This is a genomic window from Citrobacter sp. Cf132, assembly GCF_030333885.1.
GTDB classification, from domain to species: domain Bacteria; phylum Pseudomonadota; class Gammaproteobacteria; order Enterobacterales; family Enterobacteriaceae; genus Citrobacter; species Citrobacter freundii.
On the sequence record NZ_JAOWFA010000023.1, the window covers coordinates 17,570 to 40,544 of the forward strand.

Below are 22,975 nucleotides of genomic sequence, written 5' to 3' on the forward strand. Positions count from 1 at the left end.
CAATAATCACTTGAGGGCGATTGTTTTCAACGTTACTGTTTCCCTGTCTGCTGCCTGCAAGGGATTAACATGTATCACGACGTCAGCCATCTTCTCTCCCGCCTGATTAACGGCCCCACGCCGCTGCGGCAGATTTATTTCGCCAGCACCAATAGCACAACGCCGGAACTGGCGTATCAGGTCGATTTTCCCCGGCTGGAAATTGTGCTGGAAGGTGAATTTGCGGATTCTGGCATCGATAAGGTGCTTACCCCCGGCGATGTCTTGTTTGTTCCGGCTGGCGGCTGGAATATTCCGCAGTGGATCACACCGGTCACGACACTCAGCATTCTGTTCGGCAAACAGCAACTGGGTTTCAGCGTCGTCCAATGGGACGGCAAGCAATATCAAAACATTACCCACCAGCACGTCGCTCGGCGCGGGCCGCGTATTGGCTCTTTTCTGCTGCAAACGCTCCATGAGATGCAAATGCAGCCACAGGAGCAGCAAACGGCCAGGCTAATCGTTGCGAGCTTGCTGAGCCACTGTCACGATCTGCTCGGCAGCCAGATCCAAACCGCATCACGTAGTCAGGCGCTTTTCGACGCCATTCGCGGCTATATTGACGAACGCTACGCTTCACCACTCACCCGTGAATCCGTCGCACAGGCGTTTTACATTTCACCCAATTACCTCTCCCACCTGTTTCAAAAAACGGGCGCTATCGGGTTTAACGAATACCTGAATCATACGCGACTGGAACATGCAAAAACGCTATTAAAGGGTTACGAGCTGAAGATCAAAGACGTGGCGCACACCTGTGGGTTTATTGACAGCAACTACTTCTGCCGCCTGTTTCGCAAGAATACTGAGCGTTCGCCGTCAGAGTATCGTCGGCAGTATCACAGCCAGCTGACGGAGAAAAAAACTGACCAGTAATAATCGCATACTGGGACAGAAAACGGAGACAAAGGTAACATTTACTGGATTTTTGTATTATCAAAAAACATATGCCAGCACATATCACTTACATGTGAAGTATCTCCCACTTTTATAGCCATATTACATTTATCCAGCTTTTGGCAGATTTGTCAGATAGCGCCGCGTGACGAAACACTCTTATCCTGTGCATAGCAAAGCAACCCGGCAACGGGTAGCTAACGGAAAACGTAGAGGGTGTTTTTGTATGGAACTTTATCTTGATACCGCCAACGTCGCGGAAGTCGAACGTCTGGCCCGCATCTTCCCTATCGCGGGCGTCACCACCAACCCAAGCATTGTGGCAGCAAGCAAAGAATCCATCTGGGATGTGCTGCCACGCCTGCAGAACGCCATTGGAAAAGAGGGCATTCTGTTTGCCCAGACCATGAGCCGGGATGCGCAGGGCATGGTGGAAGAAGCTAAACGCCTGAGCAATGCGGTGCCCGGTCTGGTAGTGAAAATCCCGGTGACATCCGAAGGTCTGGCCGCGATCAAGATGCTGAAAAAAGAGGGTATCACCACGCTGGGAACCGCCGTTTACAGTGCTTCTCAGGGGCTACTGGCTGCGCTGGCAGGAGCGAAATATATCGCGCCTTACGTTAACCGTATCGACGCGCAGGGCGGCGACGGGATTCGCACAGTACAGGAACTGCAAACATTGCTGGAACTGCATGCACCGAACAGCATGGTACTGGCGGCCAGCTTTAAAACTCCACGTCAGGCGCTGGATTGCTTGCTGGCAGGATGTGAAGCAATCACCCTGCCATTAGACGTAGCGCAACAAATGCTCAATACCCCTGCGGTAGAGTCAGCAATAGAGAAGTTTGAGCAGGACTGGAACAACGCATTTGGTCACATCAACCTGTGAGGGAAATAAAGTATGGATCGCATTATTCAATCACCTGGTAAGTACATCCAGGGTGCCGATGTTATTACCCGTCTTGGCAGCTACCTCAAACCATTGGCAGAGCGCTGGCTGGTCGTTGGAGACAAGTTTGTCTTAGGCTTTGCCCAGGGTGCACTGGAAAAAAGCTTCCAGGATGCCGGACTGGCGCTGGAGATTGCACCGTTTGGCGGCGAATGTTCACAAAACGAAATCGACCGTCTGCGCGTCGTAGCGGAAAAAGCGCAGTGTGCGGCAGTACTTGGTATTGGTGGCGGTAAAACGCTGGATACCGCCAAAGCGCTGGCGCACTTTATGGGCGTGCCTGTCGCCATTGCGCCAACCATCGCCTCTACCGATGCGCCGTGCAGCGCGCTGTCCGTCATTTACACCGATGCCGGTGAATTCGATCGCTATCTGCTGCTGCCTAATAACCCGGACAGGGTCATTGTTGATACCAAAATTGTCGCGGGCGCACCGGCGCGTCTGTTAGCTGCGGGTATTGGCGATGCGCTGGCGACCTGGTTCGAAGCGCGTGCCTGTTCACGCAGCGGCGCAACCACCATGGCGGGCGGTCAGTGTACTCAGGCGGCGCTGGCGCTGGCAGAGCTGTGCTTTAATACGCTGATCGAAGAAGGTGAAAAAGCGATGCTGGCTGCAGAGCAGCACGTGGTTACACCAGCACTGGAGCGCGTTATTGAAGCCAACACCTATCTGAGTGGCGTCGGTTTTGAAAGCGGTGGTCTGGCAGCGGCTCACGCCATTCATAACGGTCTGACCGCAATCCCGGATGCACATCATTATTACCACGGCGAGAAAGTGGCTTTCGGTACGTTGACGCAGTTGGTGCTGGAAAACGCACCCGTCGATGAAATTGAAACCGTTGCCGCGCTGTGCCATTCCGTTGGCTTGCCGATTACCCTGGCGCAACTGGACATCAAACAGGATATTCAGGCGAAAATGCGCATTGTGGCTGAGGCCGCCTGTGCCGAAGGCGAAACCATCCACAACATGCCTGGCGGCGCAACGCCGGACCAGGTGTATGCCGCCCTGCTTGTGGCTGACCAGTGCGGTCAACGTTACCTGCAAGAGTGGGAATAACCTGCAAATAGAAAATCCCCGCAAATGCGGGGATTTTTTTATTCCTACCATGCCGGACCCGCGCAAGCGGCATCCGGCATCGTCTGTTACAGCAGATCGAAACGATCCAGGTTCATCACTTTCACCCATGCGGCCACGAAATCTCTCACGAACTTCTCGTGGGCATCGCTGCAGGCATAAACTTCAGCCACTGCGCGCAGTACAGAGTTAGAACCGAACACCAGATCGGCGCGGGTTGCGGTGTATTTTACTTCGCCGCTCAGACGGTCACGACCTTCAAACAGCTCTTGTGACTCATCAACCGCCTTCCACTCATGGCGCATATCCAGCAGATTGACGAAGAAGTCAGTGCTGAGTACGCCTGGACGATCGGTAAAGACACCGTGCTGGCTACCATCAAAGTTGGTACCCAGTACGCGCATACCGCCCACCAGCACGGTCATTTCCGGTGCGGTTAACGTCAGCTGCTGTGCTTTATCAATCAGCAGCGACTCGGTGGTCGATACGTCAGGACGGGCGCGGTAGTTACGGAAGCCATCGGCGATCGGCTCAAGCAGTTCAAACATCTCAATATCCGTTTGATCCTGGCGCGCATCCACGCGGCCCGGCGCAAAAGGTACCTTAATGCTGACGCCCGCAGCGCTAGCCGCCTGCTCGATACCAACAACCCCGGCCAGCACGATAATATCGGCCAACGAGGCGGTATGGGCAGACTTATAAATCCCTTCCAGCACAGGCAGAACGCGTGCTGCGGTGGCATTCACATCCCAGCCTCGCTGTGGATCCAGCGCCAGACGCGCACCGTTAGCGCCGCCACGTTTATCCCCACCGCGGAAAGTCGATGCCGACGCCCACGCTACCGATACCAGTTCGCCCACGGACAGCCCGGAAGCGGCAATGGTCGCTTTCAGCTTCAGGATATCTTCTTCGCTTGGGTTGAAGAACGCATGCGGCAGCGGGTCTTGCCAAATCAAATCTTCTTTTGGCACTTCCGGTCCGATGTAACGCGCTTTTGGCCCCATATCACGGTGCGTCAGTTTAAACCACGCACGAGCAAACGCTTCATTGAACGCCTGCGGATCGTTCAGGAAACGGCGGGAGATTTTCTCGAACTCAGGATCGAAACGCAGCGTCAGGTCGGTAACCAGCATCGTCGGCTTACGTTTTTTCGATGGATCAAACGGATCAGGAATAATTTCTGGCGCATCAACCGCTTCAAACTGAATAGCGCCTGCCGGACTGCGAGTTTGTACCCACTCATATTTGAACAGGTTCTCGAAGAAATAGTTGCTCCATTGGGTCGGCGTCTGCGTCCAGACCACTTCCAGACCGGAAGTAATTGCGTCTGCGCCCGCGCCACTGCCGTAGCTGCTCGCCCAGCCCAGGCCCTGTGCTTCAATCGGTGCGGATTCAGGATCGGCGCCTACGTGCGAAGCCGGTGCAGCGCCGTGGGTTTTGCCCAACGTATGACCGCCGCCAATCAGCGCTACGGTTTCTTCGTCGTTCATTCCCATGTTACCGAAGGTCGCGCGAATAGCCGCTGCCGCTGAAAGCGGTTCGCCGCTATGGTCCGGCCCTTCCGGGTTCACATAGATAAGGCCCATTTCGGTTGCGCCCAGCGGCGCTTTGGCCAGTTCTTCCGGGTGACGGTGAGTCAGCCAGGCTTTTTCATCACCCCAGTTTACGTCGAGATCCGGTTCCCAGACATCTTCACGACCAGCACCAAAGCCGAAGGTGCGGAAGCCTGAGTTTTCCAGCGCCACGTTACCCGCGAGGATAAACAGGTCGGCCCAGGAAATTTTCTGACCATATTTCTGCTTGATTGGCCACAGCAGACGACGCGCTTTATCAAGGCTAACGTTGTCCGGCCAGGAGTTCAGTGGTGCAAAACGCTGCTGTCCGCGACCCGCGCCACCGCGTCCATCGATGGAGCGATAGGTCCCTGCACCGTGCCATGCCATGCGGATAAACAATCCAGCATAGGTTCCCCAGTCAGCGGGCCACCACGGTTGAGATTCGGACAGAAGGGCTCTGAGATCCCCTTTCAGGGCAGAGTAGTCGAGTTTGCTAAACTCTTTGCGGTAGTCGAAGTCCTCACCCAGCGGGTTAGAACGGTTGGAATGTTGGTTTAAAAGATCAACGCGCAGTTGATTTGGCCACCAGTCGCGGTTGTTCGTTCCTGCTCCCGCGCTCTGGTCGTGACCGCCCTGATGAAAAGGACACTTACCGGCAGTTGATGTGTTCTGGCTATCGTCGGACATGCTCATCTATATGCTCCCTTTACAGTGTTCTGACTACGATATACACCACCAGTGATAAGATATAGTCGAAATAACCCACAGATTCGATAGCTAATTCCTTTTATATTTTACGTTACAGAGATGTAGATCAAAATGATCAACAAAAAGCCCTCCGTAGAGGGCTGGGATCTGTTTAGTTCGGTCTTACACCCAGTGTGTGACAAATAGCGTAGCTCATCTCGGCACGATTAAGGGTATAGAAGTGAAAATCCTTCACCCCTTCGCGGCTGAGAATCTTCACCATGTCCATGGCGATATTAGCGCCCACCAGCTTGCGGGTTTCCGCGTCATCATCCAGACCATCAAACATGGTCGACATCCACGCCGGAATGCGGACGTTGGTCATGTCGGCAAATTTTTTCGCCTGCTTAAAGTTGGAGACTGGCAGGATACCCGGAATAATTTCCACATCGATACCCGCAGACACGCAGCGATCGCGAAAACGCAGATAGCTTTCTACATCGAAGAAAAACTGGGTGATCGCCCGGTTCGCACCGGCATCAACCTTACGCTTCAGGTTCAGCAAATCAGCCTGAGCGCTCTTCGCTTCCGGGTGCACTTCCGGGTAAGCCGCAACGGAGATATCAAAGTCTGCAACGTCTTTCAGTAGCGTCACCAGGTCAGAAGCATACATATCCGGTTTACCGCTTCCCGGCGGCAGGTCACCGCGCAGGGCAACAATATGACGAATACCGTTGTTCCAGTAGTCCTGAGCAATAGTCCGCAGCTCATCGCGGGTTGCATCAATACAGGTCAGGTGCGGAGCCGCTTCAAGGCCAGTGCGATCCTTAATGCCTTTAATAATGCTGTGCGTACGGTCGCGCTCACCAGAGTTTGCACCGTAAGTGACTGAAACAAACTTCGGCTTCAGGCTGCTCAGGCGATCGATGGAGTTCCACAGGGTTTGCTCCATTTCACTGGTGCGCGGCGGGAAAAACTCAAATGAAACGTTAATCTGACCGGCAACTTCTGCCAGGCTCTGATTCAGGGCTTCCCGCTGGTTGGCGTGAAAAAAGCTCATACCTTACCTCATCAATCTTTTGTCGTTATATGTTGTGTTGTGAACTGCTATACGTTTAGACGTCTAGATGTAAAAATGACGGAAAAGCATGCTGGCGTCAACACAAAAATCATCGCTAAAGGTGAGGAATACTCAGTCAACGTGAAAAAAATTCACATCAGTCTGAATTGATGAGGGATTGCGCCATGACCGTCTGCAGCCACTCTAATTTCTTTACGTTTTCAGGCAGCATCAGCAGCCCCGTGCTAATACGCAATTCGGTATCGGTAAGCGGCAGGAATATCACACCCCGACGTTGGATAGCGGAAAAAGAGGCCGGAAGCAGACTCAGACCTTCACCCTGCGCGATCCGCGCCAACAACACGTCATGTTCCAGCGGTTCTTCAATACAGGCAGGAGCGTAACCGGCACGACTAAAAATGTGTCGGGTGTAATCAAAAAAGGCAGAGTTACGTTCACGTTTGAACCAGAACAGCGGTCGGTGGCTCAGCGACTTTAATGAGAGTGACGACAGCGCCGCCTCTGGCCAGAGCGCGGGTAAGGCGACGATCATCGATTCTTGCCAGCCGAGCGGCGTGACGCTAAGCCCCGAAGTCTCAAGCGGTAACGCCACCAGCGCGGCATCCAGCTTTCCACGACGCACCATACGCGCGAGTTCAGGCGAACCATGACGGACAATATGTCGCTTCTGCGCATGCGTAGTCAGCTGTGATTCAAGCGCCGCAAAAACGCCCTGTTCAAACGCCGTGCTTAACCCTAAGCGCAGAGATGCTTCCCCGACTTGCGTTAATTGACTCAACGCAGCGTAGGTTTTGTCCTGGAGATCAAGCAACGGGCGTACCATTTCAAGTACGCGCTGGCCGTCCTCCGTCAGCGTTAATCCACGGGTATGACGGACAAACAGCGTGACCCCCAGGCGATCTTCAAGCTGGCGAATGTGGCGGCTCAACGGTGGCTGCGACATAAACAAGCGCTGCGCAGCCCGGCTCATATTGTTCTCTTCCGCTACTACGGAAAAGTAGCGCAGCAGGCGAATATCCAGAGAGTGTAATGGCGATGTTGTCATACCGAAAAGGTATCACGGAAACGGTATTATCCAAATCATTCTACGCCCCCTATTCTCTCGCCATACGCCACACCTACGAGGGAAAAATCATGGAATCAGAACGTTTTATTACCGGCCAGAAAATGCTGCAACAGGTAGATGGTAAAGGGGGAGAGGCCGTCGTTGAGAGCCTGAAGGATATCGCGCCGGATTTTGCCCGCTACCTGCTGGAATTTCCGTTTGGCGACATCTATGCACGTCCAGGTCTGGACCTGCGCAGCCGGGAAATTGCCACTGTCGCCGCGTTAACGGCAATGGGCAATGCCGCCCCGCAGTTGAAAGTGCATATTGGCGCGGCATTACACGTTGGTTTAAAGCAGGATGAGATCGTTGAAGTGATTATGCAGATGGCCGTATATGCCGGCTTCCCTGCCGCACTCAATGGTTTGTTCGCCGCGAAAGAGGTGTTTTCCTCTCACAGAGGCTAAAACAACAGGCCAGCGGATTGTCTGCTGGCCTGAGCTCACTATGGTTTCACATCTGCCACACGCATGCCTTTAAGCTGCTCATCCGTCAGCGTATTTCCCGCCTTGAAATAGTCAACGACAGCATTAGAGACATAGTAACCTCCGGAGGTATTTCGCGTTTTTCCTTCGGTAAATGCCGTAAAACCATCACCGCCGTCTGCCAGGAAGCTATTGGTGGCTATGTGATAAACCGTGGCATCCTCAATCGGTTTACCGTTTAACGTTAGTACGGTGACGCGCTGACCGACTGGTTTACTGCTGTCATACTTCATCTCCAGTCCTTTGGACACCTGCAATACACCGTTGCTTAAACCCGCGCCGTGCTCCATCAGGCTACGCAACTGTTTACCGGTGAGATCCATTGTTGCCAGCTCGTTGGGGAACGGGAAGGTGCTAATGACTGCACCCATCGTGATAGCACCTGCTGGGATTTCATTACGGATACCGCCCGAATTAGTGAGCGCTAATTGAGTATCTTTACCTGCCGCCACCAGCAACGCATCCGCCGCCAGATTGCCCAACGAAGAAGATTCACCGTAAGCACGCGTCAGCTCAACCGGAGAGTTTGCAACCGTCTGTTGTACCACCTTATCAAGCTTTTTATTCCAGCCATCAATGACCTGTTTCGTCTGCGGGTCTGGCTGCCACTCATCAGCATAAATGGTCTTCAGCTCGAAGTTCTTCACGGTAAATTGATGCGGTTTCTGCTGATAATCCAGCACCAGTTTACCCACATCAATACCGCCGCTGTCGGTAGAAAGAATCAGAGTGTTACCGACTTTAATCGGCTCCGGCGTGCCCACATGCGCATGGCCGGTAATCAGGATATCCAGCCCCTTTACCTGACCTGCGGTCTGGATGTCTTTATCCAATGCACGGCGCACATCTGTACTTCCCTGACTAGACTGACGCGCTGGCGTACCTTCATGGATCAGCGCCACAGTGAGATCGACTTTACCTTTAAGCTCATCGATATAGCGTTGCAACCACTTCACTTCATCCCGCGCTTCAATACCGACACGTGTCGCAGCAGAAACCGTATCATCAAAAGCAAACACGCCGTGCAGGCCAATCACACCAATCTTCACGCCATCTTTTTCAATAATGGTGTAAGGCTTATCCCAGAACATTTTGCTGCTGTTCTGATAAAAGATATTACCCTGCACGATGGGGAATTTCGCCTGACTCAGTTGTAGTAGCGTGTTATCCCAACCGTGATCGAATTCATGATTACCCATGGTGACAGCATCAAAATTCATGGTGTTCATGATATCGATAATCGCCTTACCCTTGGTCAGGCTGCTGATATACGGCCCGGTAAAATAATCACCGGCATCAAAAAACCAGGTGGCGCTATTTTTCGTTTTTTCCTGCTTCACCATCGTCGTGATATTAGCCCAACCACCAATATCACGCGTGCCATTAGCAATCCATGGGACTTTATAAGGTTCAACGTGGGCGTGAAGATCGTTGGTATAGATAATCGTGACATCTTTGGCACTCGCCCAAAGCGGCAACGATACCAGAACACCAACAGCAAGCATTTTTAACTTCATAATCAATCCCTTTCAGTCATATAAAGAATCGCTACGTTACGTTCTGAAAGGTTTTTTTATGTGAGAAAACTCACATCCACTGGTGATAGTCGCAGGTCAAAATCAACGACCATTAAAAATCGTTGGTAATACGATGACGTCACTGTTCACCATCAATTGCTGTAAGTCCTTCGGCTGTAAAAATCTGGGGCTGGCGAGCTCACCAGATTACAGCTGGCCCGAGTATCGGTTGGGTTATGCTGCGCTGCATTGCCGGGCATGCGGCAGCTATCCCCCGCTGTTTAATGAGGAACAGTTTGGTGGGTGGTTGTCAGCATATTTAACGGATTTTGCCGCCCAAAGCGGTCATTTTTGCCCACGATGTTATCAGCGGGAAACCATCCTCTATGGGCATAATCCTCAGGGCAGCCAACGCATTCAGTGCCGGAGCTGCAAACAAGTCTGGACACCAAAGCAGCAGCCGCTCACCACCATTGTTCCACCAGAACAAATAGCGACGGTTCCCTTAATCGTCCCTTTTCAGGGAGCCTGCACCGACCAGAAACTTTATGTATTACTCAGTTTTGACGCTATTCGCGGCAATATTTTGCATATTTCCAGTAATTTCACGCCCCATCTCGTAGGGGATACATTACGATACCGCTGGCGTAACAACGTTGAACCTACGGTCATTCATGACGATATCGTTGAACGAGTAAGACAGAGGGAAACCCTGTTTTTACGCCGCAGCCAGTTTGATGAAATCCAGTACGGCAGTGCCATGCTCAAACGAAATGCCAACGGCGCAGTTTTACGCCCGGTCATTACCGCGCACGGACATTTCCGCATACTGAGCCATCTCTGGCCTGAGGTAAAAACGCACATTATTGCCCACGAATGTTTTCTGCGCGGCGCGGCGATTACCGCATGGGCGCAGCAATATCGCGATCATCACGCTTCGCTTTGGTTTATTGATGAAGAGATCAATAGCGATAAGTGCACACTGCCCTGGCGATTACTGGGTAAAACCTGGCAGGGGTGGTGGCGAAACCAGTGGCAAATTTGGCAACAAGGCGACACACGCAAAATGGTGTGTCTGTTAACGGAGGGTCAGGTTGAAAAAGGGGCGTCAATCACACTGGCGGCAGGCCACCATTTTCTCGCCTGGTTACAGCAGCAGGCGGAGTTTCGGGATAGCGCCCGTTACTCGGCTCATTCGGTGTTTCAGACGATAAGGACGCTGGCAGATAAATACAACGCCTTGAATTTGCCCGGTGGCGCTGCTGCTTACCGGGCCTACGGTTTGTGTCATAGTTAGGCCGGATAAGCGTAAGCGCCACCCTGCAACGCAAACTACAGCAACTGCGCCAAACGGTTGATGTCAGACTGAATCGCCCCAGCGGTGACGTCACGACCTGCGCCCGGTCCACGGATCACCAGCGGGTTATCGCGATACCAGCGGCTCTCTATGGCGAATACGTTATCGCACGGCAACAGCGCCGCCAGCGGGTGTTCAGGGCGAACCGCTTCAACACCAACGCGAGCTTTGCCGTTAGCATCAAAACGCGCCACATAGCGCAGCACCAGCCCCATTTCACGCGCCGCTTCCAGACGCTGCACCATCTGCTCGTTCAGCTCATCGCCATTCTCAAAGAAATGGTCAATAGAGCCTTCTTCACAATGCGCAGGCACCAGCGATTCCACGCGAACCTGGTCCGGTTCGATGTCGTAACCCGCTTCACGCGCCAGAATCACCAGCTTACGCATCACATCTTTGCCGGAAAGATCTACGCGCGGATCGGGTTCAGTCAGACCCTGTTGCCATGCCTGATCCACCAGATCGGTGAATGGGACTGTGCCATCAAATTGCAGGAACAACCACGACAACGTGCCGGAGAAGATCCCGCTGATCGACAAAATGGTATCGCCACTATCAATCAGATCGCGCACGGTATGGTTGATCGGCAAACCTGCACCCACGGTGGCGTTATATAACCAGTGGCGACCCGTTTTTTCGAAAGCGTCATGAATCTGGCGGTAATTATTACTGCTGCTCGCCCCGGCCAGTTTGTTGGCGCTGATAACGTGGAAACCATGGCTGGCAAAATCCAGATACTGATCCGCCAGTTGCTCGCTCGCTGTCACATCCAGCACCACTAAATCATCATACGGGTGAGCACGCATCCACAGGAATAGAGACTCTTCATCCTGCTCTACCGCCTCGTCATCAAAGAAAGCTAACGCGCGGCTGGCATCCAGCCCTTCGTAATTCAGCAGGCTACGACGGCTATCAACCACACCCGCCAGCACAAACTCTAATCCGGTACGCGCCGAGAGCGTGCTCTGCTCGCGAGCGAACAGCTCCAGCCAGCGCGACCCAATGTTGCCTTTGCCGAACAACACCAGACCAATGCGTTTTTCAGCACGGAAGATTGACTGATGCAGACCCTGAATCAGGCTCTCCGTTGGCCCAGCACGCAGTACCGCGACCAGGCTGATGCCCTCTTCCGACTGCCAGGTGAATTCAACCGGCTGACCTTTCAACTGTTGCCAGAAACGGTGGCAGTGCAGCGGATTACGGGTGACACCCGCCCCGACCATCGCCACCAGCGCCAGCCCCTGGCGCAGACGCAGCTCGCCTGGCAGGCCAGCTTCATCCAGAATTTTCAGCGCGCTGTCAGCGACTTCGGAGGTGTAGCAAAATTGCAATAGCTGGCGGTCAGGATGCACGCCCACTGCCAGCGGACGCACCTGGCTACGTTTTAAAACCTGGTCAATCTCTTTATAAGCCAGCTTAAAATCCTGGCCAGTCGGAACCAGAAACTCAATCAGGCAGACGTCATCATGACTGGTCACAATACGCGCCCCGGTACCGGAGGCCAGTACTCGCTCAATACGCGTTGAACCCTGCTCTGGGGTATAGCTACAACGCAACTGGAGATCGATATCGCTACCGGAAACCGGCTGTAAGGTACGGGCATGGAGAACCGGTGCCGCCAGACGCGCCAGCTCGCTGGCTTCATCCAGGCGCAGCAGCGGCAGCAAACAGGCGTCTTTTACTTTACGCGGATCCGCGCTGTAAACCCCAGCGACATCGCTCCAGATAGTTACTCGGGAAACGCCCGCCAGCGCACCAACCTGCGTCGCCGAGTAGTCAGAACCGTTACGCCCCAGTAGCACTGTTTCACCGGCATTGCTGCGGCTAATAAAGCCGGTAACCACCAGGCGTTTACCCGGATGCTGCGCCAACAGTTGCTGCAGTAATGGGTAAGAAAGACCTTCATCGACCTGCGGCTGGGCACCGCGTTCAGCACGTAAAAAATCGCGCGCATCCAGCCAGGCCGACTCCAGCCCCTGTTGATTAAGGACGGCAGACATCAAACGCGCGGACCATACCTCGCCATGCCCAACAACCTCAGCATAGACGGCATCGTTCACGCCGCTGTCGAGTAACCCAGCCAGGCGTTCCAGATCGTGAATAAACGCGCCAATCAGTCCATCCGCCACCTCGGGAGGTAACAAACCGCTGATAAGCTCACTTTGATAGCGACGTAACGCCTGTTGAACCTGATGCGCAGAAAGGCGATCGGTCTGGCTTAATTTCAGCCAGCTAATCAACTGGTTAGTGGTACTGCCTGCGGCTGAAACAACCATCATGTCATCAGGCTGCGAGTAATCCGCCATAATGCCTGCGACACGCAGATAACATTTCACGTCTGCCAGACTACTACCACCAAATTTGTGCAGTTGACGACCCTTCGCCCCTGCCTGCGCAATCACACTCATGTTTACCCCTTGTTTGCAGCCCGGAAGCCATTTTCCAGGTCGGCAATTAAATCTTCGCCATCTTCAATACCGGTGGAGATACGCAGCAGCGTTTCGGAAATTCCGGCAGCAGCACGCGCTTCTGGTGCCATGCCCGCGTGTGTCATGGTTGCGGCGTGGGAGATCAGACTTTCAACGCCCCCTAACGATTCCGCCAGCGTAAACAATGACAACCCGCCGAGGAAACGGCGCAGCGTTTGCTCATCGCCATCCAGTTCAAAACTTAACATCGCGCCAAAGCCTTTTTGCTGACGCGCAGCAATCTCATGGCCCTGATTATCCGGCAATGACGGGTGATACAATTTTTTCACCAGCGGCTGAGTTTGCAGATAATCGACTATCGCCTGAGCATTACGTTGCGCCACCTCCATACGAGGAGACAAAGTACGCAGGCCGCGCAACAGCAGATAACTATCAAACGCGCCGCCGGTCACACCAATATTATTCGCCCACCATGCCAGTTCAGTGACCGTTTCCGGATCTTTGGCTATAACCACACCAGCCACCACGTCTGAGTGACCGTTTAAATATTTCGTGCATGAATGCAACACCAGATCGGCGCCTAATGCCAGTGGATTTTGCAGTGCCGGGCTTAAAAAAGTGTTGTCCACCACGCTGACCGCGCCAGCCTCGCGCGCCAACTGGCAGATTTTCGCAATATCCACCACGCGCAGCAGCGGGTTGCTTGGACTTTCTACCAGCACCAGCTTCGGTTTTTCCGCCAATGCGGCCTGCAATGCCTGCTCATCTCCTTGATCGACAAACAGGACGCGATAACAGCCACGCTTTGCCAGACTGTCAAACAGTCGGTAGCTCCCGCCGTAGCAGTCGTGCGGTGCAACCAGCAGATCGCCAGGCTTAAGGAAGACAGTGGTCACCAAATGAATCGCCGACATGCCAGTATTGGTCAGTACAGCACCTGCACCACCTTCCAGTTCCGCCAGCGCACGTTGAACGACATCACGCGTTGGGTTGCCGCGACGCGAATAGTCATGAGCACGAGGTTCATTAAATCCGGTAAAGTTATAGGTGCTGGAGAGGTGAATCGGCGGGACAACGCAACCGTACTGTTCGTCGTCATTTAACCCGCTACGCACTGCGATGGTGGCCTGTTTACGCGTCATATTGAGAAGATCCTGGCTGAGTCGGTGAAAAGTCAGGCACCAGAGTAATCATTGTTACTATAGCCGTCAATACATCTGGACATCTAAACTTCTTTGCGTATAGATTGAGCAAACTGGAAATAGCCGTTAAAATTATATGCATTAGCGTACATCTGCGTCGGCTACTTCGTGTCAGGGCCGCGCCACTACGATAAACTACGCGCAATTATGGTCCGGGCTCAGGTTCTGGCCTCAATATTAATGACAAAGAGGATTAGGTATCTCATGGCTGAATGGAGCGGCGAATATATCAGCCCATACGCTGAGCACGGTAAGAAGAGTGAGCAAGTCAAAAAAATTACGGTTTCCATTCCTCTGAAGGTGTTAAAAATCCTTACCGATGAACGCACGCGTCGTCAGGTGAACAACCTGCGCCACGCCACCAACAGTGAACTGCTGTGTGAAGCGTTTCTGCATGCTTTTACCGGGCAACCATTACCCAACGATGAAGACCTGCGTAAAGAGCGCAGTGATGAAATCCCGGAAGAAGCAAAGGTAATCATGCGTGAACTGGGTATCAACCCGGAAACGTGGGAATACTGATTGTTAGAACAGATGAGAAAAGGCGGGATTGCTCCCGCCGATTCTCGCTATGTTACTTACTGATACCATTAAGTTTATTCAATGTTTCTTCCATTTTGAGCGTCTCTTTACGGTTCAATGGATAGAAATAAATCAGAATGACCGCCGCCAAAAACAGGCATAGTGCCGGCAAGAGATTCGCCATCGTATAAATATTTTCCTGCACAATGCTGGTTTGCACAGCGCCACCTGTTGAAGATGATTGATAACCAATGATGGCCAACATAAAGCCGCCAATGGCTCCTGCACACGCCTGACCAACCTTGCGGGCAAAGAAGTTCACACCATAGACGGTACCATCCTCGCGATCGCCGGTGACATACTGGTGATAATCACACACATCGGTCATAAACGCCCAAATCATCAGGTTGAATAGTCCAGCCCCCAACGTCGCCAGGAACAGGAAAACCAAATAGACTTTCGCGTCGGTAATGTGGATGAAGTACATAATCAAATACATCGCTACTGCAAAGAGTAGCGCGCCGACGCTGGCCTCTTTTTTACCAAACCGCTTTGTGAGCCAGGATGCCGATGGTGCCAGCAAAACCAGGGAACCAAAGGTAAACAGCAACGCGACTGACATCGCCTCTTTATTGTGGAAATAGTCATTAAACAGGTAAGTCATATTGGTACCGGACAATCCCTGATTAATCACAATCAGCAAATCCACAACCACTAAAACAATCAGCGCCTTATTGCGTGCCAGTCCCTTCAGCAACACCGAAACGGGCATGCTCTCTTTTCTCTCCACGCGCACGCGTTCGGTCGTTAACTGACAGGTCAAGGATAAAAAGATAAAGCCCAGCACTGCGCAACCAATGGAAATCCAGAAGAAGTGTTGCCCGGAAATCACCTGGCTTCCGTCCACCAGGGTGGTGTACATCAGGATCGGAATGAAAAAGCCGGTTGCCCCACCGCCGATAGCTGACCCAACGCTGCGCCAGGTTGACAGCGAGACACGATCATCCGGATTCGAGCTAATCGCCGCAGACATAGCACCGTACGGAATACTCACGGTCGATAACAGCGAACCGTAAATGAAATAGGAGCAACAGATGTAGATAATTTTCGCCGTATAAGAAAAATCATTCACAAACGGCAGGAACAGGACAACTGCAATGATGCAAAATGGATACTTCATGCGACGCACCCACGGGTTAAAACGTCCATGTACCGTCAATTTAGAGGTATCGCATAAGCGCCCTACACCAACATCAACGAACGCATCAAAGAGTTTGGTCACAAAATAGAGTGAGCCAACGATAACGCCGGAAATACCGAGGACGTTAGTGTAATAAATCATTAAAAAACTATTAACTAAGCCAAGAATAAAACAGGTTCCGAGGTCACCACATAAATAACCAATTTTATCTCGAATTCCGAAAGGTCTGACGGCAGTGGGTTCATTATTTCCGATAATAGTTCCATCATTAGACATGATGTCAACTCCTTAGACATATTATTCACACAAACTATGCTTATCGATGTAATCAGTCGATATGAAAGCTATTACCGGTTAGAAGTTATAACCAAGACCGACACGATAACGGGTCTGACGATCGTCAGTCGTTGTTGTGTTATAACCCGAGGAAACGTTACCAACCTCAACAAATGGAACCCAAGAGCCTAGTTTATACGCCACGAGGAAGTTATATTCATAATCATCTTTCCGGTTGTTATATAAATCTTCGCTATCGGCAATTTTATAAATACCATTTAGCTCAAACATCCAGTCATTGACGTTATAACCAAGCCAGGCTTCCGGACGATAGACCATGCGGTCATCTTTGCCGTCAGTGTTTCTGCGCATGTACTCCTGACGATAGCGGAACGCGGTCCACCAGCTGTCGTTAATGTTGTACTGCACGCGGATGTAAGGTTTATAAATCGTGATGTTATCGCCCGTTTCGATCGCAATACCTGGCTGCCAGATAAGATCCCGCCAGGTAAACTGGTAGCTTGCCGTATACTCATTGCCATTACTCTCCATATTATTCCACGCATCATTAGATTGCGTATCTTCGGAACGTGAAATGGCTTCGACTGCGACACCAAAACCAGTCGCAAAACGGTGAGACATATAAACACGATCGTAATTACGCCCATCGTCATAATATTCATGCCGGTAATCAACATAACCCGCTTGTGCGGCCGCAGAGAATAATGGAATCAGTAATAACGCAGATTTAAATTTCATGACAATCCCTCTTCACACTCAACAACGGAAATTACCCAACTCGTCCCGTCCATTAATGGGAAACGATGAAGGATTAAGAATAATTTTATATTTCCATGAAAGTGTATTTTAGAAAGAAAGCAGAAACCTTTGGTATTTTGCCAACAATTGGCATGAGTGGCAGAAATCAGAAGATAAAAATGACGCAGATCACCAGTAGAAACATTTTACCTAAAAAATAAAAACGCCGTTTCATTTGTTAAATAAAAACACTATTCAACACATCAATATAAATTTTAGTCTTCAAGCGCAGATACAAAAAAAGCGCCATAAGGCGCTTTTTTCTGACAGCTGAACTTACTTGCTGCCTGGGATGCTGAAACGCTTGTTGAAGCGATCAACACGGCCACCGGTAGCAACATCACGCTGCTTGCCAGTATAGAACGGGTGGCACTTGCTGCACACGTCGAGGTTCAGATCGTGACCGACAGTAGAGCGGATTTTAATGACGTTACCGCAAGAGCAGTTTGCAGTAATTTCTTCGTATTTCGGGTGAATATCTTTTTTCATGGGAAAACCTCGGTTTAAGGCCGCGTCGCTCTTCCAGCCCTAACGCCAGACACCACGCGATGTTAATAGTATAGGTCAGTGATACAAATTTGTATCAAAGGCGGCGAATCATACAGAAATTAACCTGCTCATGCAAACTGATCCGCATTCTACCCTCCACTAATGTGTATACTAACCCGCCAGATTTCAAGTCAGGATGATTCAATGCCCGTTGCGCACGTTGCCTTACCTGTTCCGCTACCTCGCACCTTTGACTACCTCCTGCCGGAAGGCTTGAGCGCCAAAGCCGGGTGTCGTGTACGCGTGCCTTTTGGCAAGCAGCAGGAGCGCGTGGGTATCGTCCTGTCCGTCAGCGAGCACAGTGAACTACCGCGGAGCGAATTGAAAGCCGTTCTCGAAGTGCTGGACAGCGAACCGGTCTACTCGACCTCTGTCTGGCGTCTGCTGTTGTGGGCGGCGGATTATTATCATCATCCTATCGGTGACGTACTGTTTCACGCTCTGCCAATTTTACTGCGCCAGGGACGTCCGGCGACAAACGCGCCCATGTGGTACTGGTTTGCCACTGAAGAAGGCCAAGTTATTGACCTCAACAGCCTGAAGCGTTCTCCTAAGCAGCAACAGGCGCTGGCTGCGCTACGCCAGGGAAAAATCTGGCGCGACCAGGTGGCTGAACTGGAATTTAATGACGCCGCATTACAGGCGCTGCGGAAAAAAGGGCTGTGCTCCCTGGCGAGCGAAACGCCAGGCTTTAGCGACTGGCGTACGCACTACGCGGTTTCCGGTGAGCGTCTGCGGCTGAATACCGAACAGGCCACCGCCGTCGGGGCGATCCACAGCGCATCTGACAGTTTTAGCGCCTGGCTATTAGCGGGCGTGACGGGATCGGGTAAAACAGAGGTCTATTTAAGCGTACTGGAAAATGTGCTCGCTCAGGGCAAACAGGCACTGGTAATGGTGCCGGAGATTGGCCTGACGCCGCAAACTATTGCCCGTTTTCGCGAACGCTTCAATGCGCCGGTCGAAGTTCTGCACTCGGGTTTAAATGACAGTGAACGTCTTTCGGCATGGCTGAAGGCGAAAAATGGTGAAGCGGCAATTGTTATCGGCACGCGCTCGTCGCTGTTTACGCCGTTTAAAAATCTGGGCGTGATTGTCATCGACGAAGAGCACGACAGCTCTTATAAACAGCAGGAAGGCTGGCGTTATCATGCGCGCGACCTCGCGGTTTATCGCGCCCATAGCGAACAAATTCCCATCATTCTCGGCTCAGCCACCCCTGCGCTGGAAACGCTGTGCAACGTGCGGCAGAAAAAATACCGCATGTTGCGCCTGACGCGCCGTGCCGGGAATGCACGCCCAGCCATTCAGCACGTGCTGGATCTCAAGGGTCAGCAGGTACAGGCCGGGCTCGCCCCTGCGCTTATCGCCCGTATGCGTCAGCATCTGCAAGCGGATAACCAGGTGATCCTGTTTTTAAACCGCCGGGGTTTTGCGCCTGCCCTGCTGTGCCACGACTGTGGCTGGATTGCTGAATGCCCGCGCTGCGATCACTACTACACGCTGCATCAGGCGCAACACCATCTGCGCTGCCATCACTGCGACAGTCAGCGTCCGATACCGCGTCAATGCCCTTCCTGCGGCTCAACGCACATGGTTCCGGTAGGACTCGGAACCGAACAGCTTGAGCAGGCTCTGGTGCCTTTTTTCCCCGGCGTGCCAATCTCACGCATCGATCGCGACACTACCAGCCGCAAAGGCTCGCTGGAGCAGCATCTGGCGGAAGTGCATCGCGGCGGCGCGCGAATCCTGATCGGCACGCAAATGCTGGCGAAAGGCCACCATTTCCCGGACGTCACCCTGGTGGCGCTGCTGGACGTTGACGGCGCGCTGTTCTCCGCAGATTTCCGGTCGGCAGAACGCTTCGCCCAGCTCTACACGCAGGTTTCCGGGCGTGCCGGTCGCGCCGGGAAGCAGGGCGAAGTGGTACTGCAAACGCACCACCCTGAACATCCGCTGCTGCAAACCTTGCTGTATAAAGGGTATGACGCCTTTGCCGAGCAGGCGCTGGCAGAGCGACAAACGCTCCAGCTTCCCCCATGGACCAGCCATGTGATCGTGCGGGCAGAAGATCACAACAACCAGCATGCGCCGATGTTCTTACAGCAGTTACGAAATCTGATTCAGGCCAGTCCGCTGGCCGATGAAAAACTGTGGGTGTTAGGTCCAGTTCCCGCCCTGGCGCCCAAACGTGGCGGTCGCTATCGCTGGCAAATTTTGTTGCAGCACCCGTCGCGAATTCGCCTGCAGCATATCGTCAGCGGAACGCTGGCGCTGATTAATACGTTACCCGATGCACGTAAGGTTAAATGGGTGCTGGATGTCGATCCCATCGAGGGATAATCCCTCACGATGCGAGGCGGATCGTAAAATTAAATATCCATCACACTTTTTATGAAAATTCTGTAACCGCTTCCATTCACTATCTGATAAAAATGTTTCAGATGAAGGCTATTCAAGGACGAGTCTGTGCCAGCAGCTCTCTGGCGAGGAGAAAGAGTGAAACCGAATAAGCAGGTTGCCGCCGCTACGATGAAAGATGTTGCTCTGAAGGCGAAAGTCTCAACGGCAACCGTATCCCGCGCATTAATGAACCCAGACAAAGTCTCGCAGTCAACCCGTAACAAGGTTGAGCAGGCAGCGCTTGAAGTGGGATATTTACCCCAATCAATGGGACGTAACGTTAAGCGTAATGAATCGCGTACCATTCTGGTGATTGTGCCGGATATCTGCGATCCGTTTTTTAGCGAAGTGATTCGTGGCATCGAAGTCACCGCCGCAGAACAGGGATATCTGGTGCTTATCGGCGATTGCGCGCACCAGAACCAGCAGGAAAAGACCTTCCTCAACCTCATAATTACCAAGCAGATCGATGGCATGGTGCTGCTCAGCTCGCGCCTGCCGTTTGATGCCAGCGTGGAAGAGCAACGCAACTTGCCACCGATGGTTATGTCCAACGAGTTCGCGCCAGAGCTGGAACTGCCCACCGTGCACATTGATAACCTCACCGCCGCCTTCAACGCGATGAACTATCTGCTGGAACTGGGGCATAAACGCATTGGCTGTATCGCCGGGCCCGAAGATATGCCGCTGTGCCATTATCGTCTGCAAGGTTACGTTCAGGCACTACGTCGCAGCGGAATTACGGTCGATCCGCATTTCATCGCGCGCGGTGACTTTACCTATGAAGCGGGAGCCAATGCGCTTAAACAGCTCCTGGCGCTACCACAGCCGCCTACCGCGGTCTTTTGTCACAGCGATGTCATGGCGCTTGGCGCCCTCTCTTACGCCAAACGTCAGGGCCTGAAGGTGCCCGACGATTTATCGATTATCGGCTTCGATAACATTTCGCTCGCGGAATTTTGTGATCCACCCCTGACAACCGTCGCACAGCCGCGTTTCGATATCGGACGTGAAGCTATGCTGTTACTGCTCGATCAATTACAAGGACAGAACGTCAGCAGTGGCTCACGTTTACTGGACTGCGAGCTTATTATTCGGGGTACTACCCGGGCACTGACGTAAAGTAAAGTGCTTTCGGACTCCCCTGTCTGGTCAAAGGCCCGCCGCTTAAGTAACATGGCGGGCTGACGAACGAATAAATACAGCGAAACGATAGTGGCACAACGAGATTATGTACGTCGCGGCCAACCGGCACCTTCGCGGCGCAAGAAGAGCACATCACGGAAAAAACAACGCAATACGCCTGCGGTATCGCCCGCAATGGTTGCTATTGCTGCAGCCGTACTCGTGACCTTTATCGGTGGTCTGTACTTCATTACGCATCACAAGAAAGAAGAGTCCGAAACGCTGCAAAACCAGAAAGTCACCGGTAATGGCATCCCGCCAAAACCGGAAGAGCGCTGGCGATACATTAAAGAGCTGGAAAGCCGTCAGCCTGGCGTACGTGCGCCTACCGAACCGTCTGCCGGCGGCGAGGTGCTGAACGCCGATCAGCTAACCAATGAGCAGCGCCAGCTATTGGCGCAAATGCAGGCTGATATGCGTCAACAGCCAACGCAGCTCAACGAAGTGCCGTGGAACGAACAAACGCCTGAACAGCGTCAGCAAACGTTGCAGCGCCAGCGTCAGGTACAGCAACAGCAATGGGCCAACACGCAGCAGCAGGCTCAACAGCCGCGCACGCAACCACGGGTAGCGGAACAGCCTTACCAGCAGCCGCAAACGCGTACGGCGCAAACCGCGCCGGTACAGCAGCCGAAAGCACAGCCAAAACCGGCGGCGCAACAGCCGTATCAGGATTTGCTGCAAACGCCTGCGCATACCACCGCCGCTCAGCCGAAAACGCAACCGGCCGCGCCAATAACGAATGAAACGCAGCCGCCAAAACAGACGGCGGAGAAAAAAGATGAACGCCGCTGGATGGTTCAGTGCGGGTCATTTAAAGGCGCTGAGCAGGCAGAAACCGTGCGCGCGCAGCTGGCCTTTGAAGGGTTCAACTCGCGTATTACCACCAATAACGGCTGGAATCGCGTGGTCATTGGTCCGGTCAAAGGCAAAGAGAATGCCGACAACACTATCAGCCGCCTGAAGGTTGCTGGTCACACAAACTGCATTCGACTCGCCACTGGGGGTTGAAACCCCCAAAATCCCCCCCATCTATACTTGCATTACGCCCCGCACACTGTGCGGGGCCTGTACATTGCATTTGTAACCAAGGGGTCTGCTCGTGACAACAATAGTAAGCGTACGCCGTAACGGCCATGTGGTAATCGCCGGTGATGGTCAGGCCACACTGGGTAACACCGTAATGAAAGGCAACGTGAAGAAAGTCCGCCGTCTTTACAACGACAAAGTCATCGCGGGCTTTGCGGGCGGTACTGCGGATGCATTCACGCTGTTTGAACTGTTTGAACGCAAGCTGGAAATGCACCAGGGTCACCTGGTGAAGGCTGCCGTTGAACTGGCAAAAGACTGGCGTACAGACCGTATGCTGCGCAAACTCGAAGCGCTGCTGGCCGTCGCAGATGAAACGGCATCGCTCATCATCACCGGTAACGGCGACGTCATCCAGCCAGAAAACGATCTGATTGCCATCGGCTCCGGCGGTCCCTACGCCCAAGCTGCTGCACGCGCTCTGCTGGAAAACACCGAGCTTGGCGCACGCGAGATTGCTGAGAAAGCGTTGGATATTGCAGGGGATATCTGCATTTATACCAACCACTTCCATACCATCGAAGAATTGAACTCCAAAGCGTAAGGATCC

19 protein-coding genes are annotated in these 22,975 nt (G+C 52.8%); 10 read left to right on the forward strand and 9 right to left on the reverse strand.

Going from position 1 to position 22,975, the window contains the following annotated elements:
* The first annotated feature begins 69 nt into the window (after window positions 1-69).
* The 3 genes from OGV85_RS00605 (at window position 70) to gldA (ending at window position 2,944) form a co-directional block, all read left to right on the forward strand.
* Entirely contained in the window at window positions 70-918 is an 849-nt protein-coding gene (locus OGV85_RS00605) for a helix-turn-helix transcriptional regulator (RefSeq protein WP_061548047.1), read from the forward strand.
* Between the two features lie 247 nt (window positions 919-1,165).
* Window positions 1,166-1,828, forward strand: a complete 663-nt coding sequence (gene fsa / locus OGV85_RS00610) for a fructose-6-phosphate aldolase (RefSeq protein ID WP_016151282.1) — start codon at window positions 1,166-1,168, stop codon at window positions 1,826-1,828.
* Window positions 1,829-1,840: 12 nt separating this feature from the next.
* On the forward strand, window positions 1,841-2,944 hold the full coding sequence (gldA, locus tag OGV85_RS00615; RefSeq protein ID WP_061548046.1) for a bifunctional L-1,2-propanediol dehydrogenase/glycerol dehydrogenase: 1,104 nt from the start codon (window positions 1,841-1,843) through the stop codon (window positions 2,942-2,944).
* A gap of 86 nt (window positions 2,945-3,030) precedes the next feature.
* On the opposite strand, the gene katG is transcribed toward gldA, so the two are convergent.
* The 3 genes from katG to OGV85_RS00630 all read right to left on the reverse strand — a co-directional run bounded on the left by katG (window position 3,031) and on the right by OGV85_RS00630 (window position 7,331).
* Complete coding sequence (katG, locus tag OGV85_RS00620) at window positions 3,031-5,211, reverse strand: catalase/peroxidase HPI (protein ID WP_003028832.1); 2,181 nt, start codon at window positions 5,209-5,211, stop codon at window positions 3,031-3,033.
* Between the two features lie 166 nt (window positions 5,212-5,377).
* Window positions 5,378-6,265 (reverse strand): methylenetetrahydrofolate reductase, encoded by an 888-nt coding sequence (gene metF, locus OGV85_RS00625; RefSeq protein WP_003028830.1) that lies wholly within the window; start codon window positions 6,263-6,265, stop codon window positions 5,378-5,380.
* A 157-nt stretch (window positions 6,266-6,422) separates the two neighbouring features.
* Window positions 6,423-7,331 (reverse strand): LysR family transcriptional regulator, encoded by a 909-nt coding sequence (locus OGV85_RS00630; RefSeq protein ID WP_061548045.1) that lies wholly within the window; start codon window positions 7,329-7,331, stop codon window positions 6,423-6,425.
* A gap of 89 nt (window positions 7,332-7,420) precedes the next feature.
* Between OGV85_RS00630 and OGV85_RS00635 the strand changes: the two genes are divergently transcribed.
* Window positions 7,421-7,798 (forward strand): carboxymuconolactone decarboxylase family protein, encoded by a 378-nt coding sequence (locus tag OGV85_RS00635; RefSeq protein WP_061548044.1) that lies wholly within the window; start codon window positions 7,421-7,423, stop codon window positions 7,796-7,798.
* A gap of 38 nt (window positions 7,799-7,836) precedes the next feature.
* Here the strand turns inward: OGV85_RS00635 and OGV85_RS00640 are convergent, their stop codons facing one another.
* A complete protein-coding gene (locus OGV85_RS00640) occupies window positions 7,837-9,393 on the reverse strand; it encodes a bifunctional metallophosphatase/5'-nucleotidase (protein ID WP_048216984.1) in 1,557 nt (518 codons plus the stop codon).
* A 133-nt stretch (window positions 9,394-9,526) separates the two neighbouring features.
* Between OGV85_RS00640 and OGV85_RS00645 the strand changes: the two genes are divergently transcribed.
* Entirely contained in the window at window positions 9,527-10,690 is a 1,164-nt protein-coding gene (locus OGV85_RS00645) for a hypothetical protein (RefSeq protein WP_061548043.1), read from the forward strand.
* A gap of 35 nt (window positions 10,691-10,725) precedes the next feature.
* Here the strand turns inward: OGV85_RS00645 and metL are convergent, their stop codons facing one another.
* On the reverse strand, window positions 10,726-13,158 hold the full coding sequence (gene metL / locus OGV85_RS00650) for a bifunctional aspartate kinase/homoserine dehydrogenase II (protein ID WP_061548042.1): 2,433 nt from the start codon (window positions 13,156-13,158) through the stop codon (window positions 10,726-10,728).
* 2 nt (window positions 13,159-13,160) lie between these two features.
* Window positions 13,161-14,321, reverse strand: coding sequence for a cystathionine gamma-synthase (gene metB, locus OGV85_RS00655; protein WP_003028818.1), 1,161 nt, complete (start codon window positions 14,319-14,321; stop codon window positions 13,161-13,163).
* A 264-nt stretch (window positions 14,322-14,585) separates the two neighbouring features.
* On the opposite strand from metB, the gene metJ reads away from it, so the two are divergent.
* On the forward strand, window positions 14,586-14,903 hold the full coding sequence (metJ, locus tag OGV85_RS00660; protein ID WP_003028816.1) for a met regulon transcriptional regulator MetJ: 318 nt from the start codon (window positions 14,586-14,588) through the stop codon (window positions 14,901-14,903).
* Between the two features lie 52 nt (window positions 14,904-14,955).
* Here the strand turns inward: metJ and OGV85_RS00665 are convergent, their stop codons facing one another.
* From OGV85_RS00665 to rpmE, 3 genes are all read right to left on the reverse strand, one after another.
* The gene (locus OGV85_RS00665) at window positions 14,956-16,380 is read right to left on the reverse strand and encodes an MFS transporter (RefSeq protein WP_003028813.1); all 1,425 of its coding nucleotides are present in this window, start codon (window positions 16,378-16,380) and stop codon (window positions 14,956-14,958) included.
* A 78-nt stretch (window positions 16,381-16,458) separates the two neighbouring features.
* Complete coding sequence (locus OGV85_RS00670) at window positions 16,459-17,139, reverse strand: oligogalacturonate-specific porin KdgM family protein (RefSeq protein WP_286552897.1); 681 nt, start codon at window positions 17,137-17,139, stop codon at window positions 16,459-16,461.
* 336 nt (window positions 17,140-17,475) lie between these two features.
* Complete coding sequence (gene rpmE / locus OGV85_RS00675) at window positions 17,476-17,688, reverse strand: 50S ribosomal protein L31 (protein ID WP_003028810.1); 213 nt, start codon at window positions 17,686-17,688, stop codon at window positions 17,476-17,478.
* Window positions 17,689-17,892: 204 nt separating this feature from the next.
* Here rpmE and priA point away from each other — a divergent pair, with 204 nt between their 5' ends.
* From priA to hslV, 4 genes are all read left to right on the forward strand, one after another.
* Window positions 17,893-20,091 (forward strand): primosomal protein N', encoded by a 2,199-nt coding sequence (priA, locus tag OGV85_RS00680; protein ID WP_181522674.1) that lies wholly within the window; start codon window positions 17,893-17,895, stop codon window positions 20,089-20,091.
* Between the two features lie 156 nt (window positions 20,092-20,247).
* On the forward strand, window positions 20,248-21,273 hold the full coding sequence (cytR, locus tag OGV85_RS00685) for a DNA-binding transcriptional regulator CytR (protein WP_003028807.1): 1,026 nt from the start codon (window positions 20,248-20,250) through the stop codon (window positions 21,271-21,273).
* Window positions 21,274-21,366: 93 nt separating this feature from the next.
* A complete protein-coding gene (ftsN, locus tag OGV85_RS00690) occupies window positions 21,367-22,347 on the forward strand; it encodes a cell division protein FtsN (RefSeq protein ID WP_003840513.1) in 981 nt (326 codons plus the stop codon).
* 91 nt (window positions 22,348-22,438) lie between these two features.
* A complete protein-coding gene (gene hslV, locus OGV85_RS00695; protein WP_003028805.1) occupies window positions 22,439-22,969 on the forward strand; it encodes an ATP-dependent protease subunit HslV in 531 nt (176 codons plus the stop codon).
* Window positions 22,970-22,975: the final 6 nt, after the last annotated feature.

What these genes read in the sequence shown, in the direction of transcription:
- OGV85_RS00635 (WP_061548044.1), top strand. Translation starts at nt 7,421, where the DNA reads ATGGAATCAGAACGTTTTATTACCGGCCAGAAAATGCTGCAACAGGTA.
- OGV85_RS00640 (WP_048216984.1), bottom strand. Translation starts at nt 9,393, where the DNA reads ATGAAGTTAAAAATGCTTGCTGTTGGTGTTCTGGTATCGTTGCCGCTT.
- metJ (WP_003028816.1), top strand. Translation starts at nt 14,586, where the DNA reads ATGGCTGAATGGAGCGGCGAATATATCAGCCCATACGCTGAGCACGGT.
- fsa (WP_016151282.1), top strand. Translation starts at nt 1,166, where the DNA reads ATGGAACTTTATCTTGATACCGCCAACGTCGCGGAAGTCGAACGTCTG.
- OGV85_RS00605 (WP_061548047.1), top strand. Translation starts at nt 70, where the DNA reads ATGTATCACGACGTCAGCCATCTTCTCTCCCGCCTGATTAACGGCCCC.
- gldA (WP_061548046.1), top strand. Translation starts at nt 1,841, where the DNA reads ATGGATCGCATTATTCAATCACCTGGTAAGTACATCCAGGGTGCCGAT.
- katG (WP_003028832.1), bottom strand. Translation starts at nt 5,211, where the DNA reads ATGAGCATGTCCGACGATAGCCAGAACACATCAACTGCCGGTAAGTGT.
- OGV85_RS00630 (WP_061548045.1), bottom strand. Translation starts at nt 7,331, where the DNA reads ATGACAACATCGCCATTACACTCTCTGGATATTCGCCTGCTGCGCTAC.
- rpmE (WP_003028810.1), bottom strand. Translation starts at nt 17,688, where the DNA reads ATGAAAAAAGATATTCACCCGAAATACGAAGAAATTACTGCAAACTGC.
- priA (WP_181522674.1), top strand. Translation starts at nt 17,893, where the DNA reads ATGCCCGTTGCGCACGTTGCCTTACCTGTTCCGCTACCTCGCACCTTT.
- metF (WP_003028830.1), bottom strand. Translation starts at nt 6,265, where the DNA reads ATGAGCTTTTTTCACGCCAACCAGCGGGAAGCCCTGAATCAGAGCCTG.
- OGV85_RS00670 (WP_286552897.1), bottom strand. Translation starts at nt 17,139, where the DNA reads ATGAAATTTAAATCTGCGTTATTACTGATTCCATTATTCTCTGCGGCC.
- OGV85_RS00665 (WP_003028813.1), bottom strand. Translation starts at nt 16,380, where the DNA reads ATGTCTAATGATGGAACTATTATCGGAAATAATGAACCCACTGCCGTC.
- metL (WP_061548042.1), bottom strand. Translation starts at nt 13,158, where the DNA reads ATGAGTGTGATTGCGCAGGCAGGGGCGAAGGGTCGTCAACTGCACAAA.
- OGV85_RS00645 (WP_061548043.1), top strand. Translation starts at nt 9,527, where the DNA reads ATGACGTCACTGTTCACCATCAATTGCTGTAAGTCCTTCGGCTGTAAA.
- metB (WP_003028818.1), bottom strand. Translation starts at nt 14,321, where the DNA reads ATGACGCGTAAACAGGCCACCATCGCAGTGCGTAGCGGGTTAAATGAC.